The sequence below is a fragment of the Candidatus Symbiopectobacterium sp. genome, assembly GCF_020054415.1.
In the GTDB taxonomy this organism is placed as follows: Bacteria; Pseudomonadota; Gammaproteobacteria; order Enterobacterales; family Enterobacteriaceae; genus Symbiopectobacterium.
Window position 1 is genome coordinate 1 of record NZ_JAHWCO010000661.1, and the last position, 3,677, is coordinate 3,677.

Genomic DNA, 3,677 nt, shown 5'->3' on the forward strand with positions numbered 1-3,677 from the left:
GAGATCGTCAGGGGTTTTGATATTTTTGGCCAGCTCGTTAGCCAGAGCCTGTAACTGTTTTTCGTCCATAAAGTAACCTGCTTTTGATGTTGGATTGAACATATCAAAATCAGGCAATTACACAATCTCGTGTACAGGCTCTGATATTCACTTTCCTCGTTATTTTGCGGAAAAAAAGCGCATCCAGACACGCTTTATATCCCGTTTTATTAATGTAATAACCTTTCTCTTACCCTCTATTTGTGACAACATCGAGAATAACTCGTTTCCACCACACGTTTTTGCACGTTGTTTTCACTACGTTTTACAAAATTATAACAATTTACTTGTGCCGTATGCATGCGCATACCTTCGCACGCTTTTATGACTCTTATAGGGATTTTTACTATGGCAGATGTAACACCACCGCTTGCACAGCCGCACCTGGACCCCCATGATACACGCAAGCGTATTTTCGCCATTGTGGGAGCATCATCCTGTAACCTGGTGGAGTGGTTCGATTTTTACGTCTATTCGTTCTGCGCACTCTATTTTGCCTCTGCGTTTTTCCCCAGTGGTGACACCACGACGCAACTCCTGTAAACCGCTGGCGTATTTGCCGTTGGGTTTCTGATGCGTCCGATCAGTGGCTGGATATTTGGCTATATTTCCGATAAGCACGGGCGCCGCACCTCAATGCTTATTTCCGTTTGTATGATGTGCTGCGGCTCATTCGTTATCGCCTGTTTACCTACCTATAGTGTCATTGACCATTGGGCACCTGCTTTGTTGTTGCTTGCCCGTTTGTTTCAGGGACTTTCTGTAGGCGGAGAGTATGGCACCAGCGCAACCTACATGAGTGAAGTCACCGTTGAAGGCAAGCGCGGTTTTTATGCCTCCTTTCAATATGTCACGTTGATCGGTGGACAGTTATTGGCGCTGTTGGTGTTGGTTATTCTGCAACAGTGGCTTAGCACTGAAGAGCTGAAAGCCTAGGGATGGCGTATTCCCTTTGCATTGGGTGGGCTGCTGGCGATAGTGGCGTTATACCTGCGGCGTTCACTGCATGAAACGTCGAGCACCACCACGCGCCAGCGTAAAGATGCAGGAACGCTTTCTGGTTTGTGGCGTAATCGGCGTGCTTTTATGATTGTGCTGGGTTTTACCGCCGCAGGTTCATTGAGCTTTTATACCTACACCACCTACATGCAGAAGTATCTGGTGAACACAGCGGGTATGGATGCAAAAACCGCAAGCGGTGTGATGACGGGGGTTCTGGTGATATTCATGCTGCTGCAACCGTTGTTTGGTGCGTTGTCGGATAAAATAGGGCGACGTACCATGATGATCATTTTTTGCTCAAAGGCAGCGTTATTTACCGTTCCAATCCTCAGCACCTTGCAGAATGTAACAAGCCCATACGCCGCCTTTGCCATTATCGTTATGGCGTTAATGATCATCAGCTTTTACACCTCGATCAGCGGAGTGCTGAAAGCCGAGATGTTTCCTCCTGAGGTGCGTGCGCTGGGTGTAGGGTTTCCCTATGCGATAGGCAACGCGCTGTTTGGCGGTTCTGCTGAGTATGTCGCACTGTCGTTGAAATCAGCGGGGATTGAAACGACGCTCTTCTGGTATGTCTCTGCTATTTGTCTGATGGCGATGTTTGTTTCTCTGCTGCTGCACCGAAAAGGGAAAGAGGTACAGATGTAAACGGCACTACACAGTGCGCAGGATGAAGATTATTCAACTTCGGACTGTGCGCTGTACAAGTGGGGGAAAAATGGTTATCTTCATGCATCTAGATGTATAAACGTATAAACGTATAAACGGTTGCTGTGAGGTGTAGTGTCATGCCAATTCGGATCCCTGATGAGTTACCCGCAGTAAGTTTTTTGCGCAATGAGAATGTGTTCGTCATGACCACTTTTCGTGCCAGTACTCAGGAAATTCGCCCGTTGAAGGTATTGGTATTGAACCTCATGCCGAAGAAGATTGAGACAGAAAACCAGTTCCTGCGTCTGCTCTCCAACTCGCCGTTGCAGGTGGATATCCAACTGCTGCGTATCGATAGCCGTGAATCCAAGAACACCCCTACCGAGCATCTCAATAACTTCTACTGTAACTTCGAGGATATTGAGAACGAGAACTTCGATGGTCTGATTGTCACCGGCGCGCCGCTGGGGCTGGTCGATTTCTGCGATGTGGTTTACTGGCCGAAGATCGCAAAAGTGATCGATTGGGCAAAGGATCATGTCACGTCCACTCTGTTTGTCTGTTGGGCGGTGCAGGCCGGATTAAATCTGCTGTATGGCATCCCCAAGATGACCCGCAGCAAGAAGCTTTCTGGCATATATACGCATCACACGGTGCAGCAGCATGCGCTGCTTACCCGCGGTTTTGATGAAACCTTCCTAGCTCCCCATTCGCGCTACGCTGATTTCCCCACGGATATTATTCGTGAGTATGCCGATCTGGATATTCTGGTGGAGTCTGGTGAAGCAGGTGCCTATCTGTTTGCCAGTAAAGACAAACGCCAGGTGTTTGTTACCGGACACCCTGAATATGATGCGCATACCCTTGCCAGTGAATTCTTTCGTGACCGCGATGCGGGCTTGAATCTGATCGTGCCGTTGAACTACTTCCCTGATGACAATCCAGAGAACGCGCCAAAAGCGAGCTGGCGCAGCCACGGGCATTTGTTGTTTGCTAACTGGCTTAACTACTGTGTTTATCAGATCACGCCGTTCGATCTGCGTCGTATGCATCCAACGCTGGACTAGGCTGTGTCCCTTAATTGCATAACTTCTTGTAAAATAGGCGGATGCAGCCCAGTTTAACCATCGACAGATAATTCCTCGCCGTTTTGTCATAACGTGTGGCAATACGGCGGTATTCTTTTAATCGGTCAAAACATCTTTCCACTACATTGCGATGACGGTAAGCGTCACTGGCGAACCGTGAGCGCCCGTCCGAAGCCATTTTTTCATTCGTTTTTCGGGGGGATGACTGCCTTTATCCCCTTTAGTTTCAGCTCGTTGAGTAGTGCATGCACTGAATAAGCTTTGTCAGCCAGCACCGCATAACCACGACGCTTCATGCTGCCATTCTGGCGCTGAACACCAATACCGTCCAGAAGACGTAATGCGAACTGGCTTTCGTGAGCCTGTCCGGGGCTCAGCAGGATGTTTAACGGGAGACCACTTCCGTCTATTGCCAGATGGATTTTGGTGCCAAAACCACCGCGAGAGCGACTCAGACCGTTATCTCAGGCGATATCGGGATGTTTTTTTGAGCACCGGCAGCACATTTCAGCGCCCGGATATTACTGCCATCCAGCGCCGTGGTAGACCAGTCAACGAGACCATGCGCATCAAGAGCATAAAGTAACATGTTGAAAATAATGTTAATCACACCCGATTTTGACCACCGATTAAAGCGGTTATATACGGTTTTCCACGGACCATATCGCTCAGGTAAATCACGCCATGGAGCACCTGAGCACAGAATCCAGAACATACCATTGATGATTTTACGATGTTCTTCCCATGGACGTCCGGCACGTGGTATTGCTGGTTCAGCAGGCAGTAAAGACTGGATGATCATCCATGCTTCATCGGGAAGGTCGTAGCGAGCCATAGTTCAATATACTGTGGAAACATACGGTTACTATAACTCAGGCAATTAAGGGACACAGCCTA

At 48.5% G+C, this 3,677-nt stretch carries 1 protein-coding gene and 2 pseudogenes; 2 read left to right on the forward strand and 1 reads right to left on the reverse strand.

What is annotated here, in order from left to right; translation table 11 throughout:
* Nucleotides 1-387 precede the first annotated feature (387 nt).
* Together QZ506_RS19065 and metA are read left to right on the forward strand one after the other, a co-directional pair.
* Nucleotides 388-1,689: pseudogene (locus tag QZ506_RS19065) on the forward strand (MFS family transporter).
* A gap of 140 nt (nucleotides 1,690-1,829) precedes the next feature.
* On the forward strand, nucleotides 1,830-2,759 hold the full coding sequence (gene metA / locus QZ506_RS19070) for a homoserine O-succinyltransferase (RefSeq protein ID WP_291973149.1): 930 nt from the start codon (nucleotides 1,830-1,832) through the stop codon (nucleotides 2,757-2,759).
* A 10-nt stretch (nucleotides 2,760-2,769) separates the two neighbouring features.
* Here metA and QZ506_RS19075 read toward each other — a convergent pair.
* Nucleotides 2,770-3,615 (reverse strand): annotated as a pseudogene (locus tag QZ506_RS19075) (IS5 family transposase).
* Between the last annotated feature and the right edge of the window lie 62 nt (nucleotides 3,616-3,677).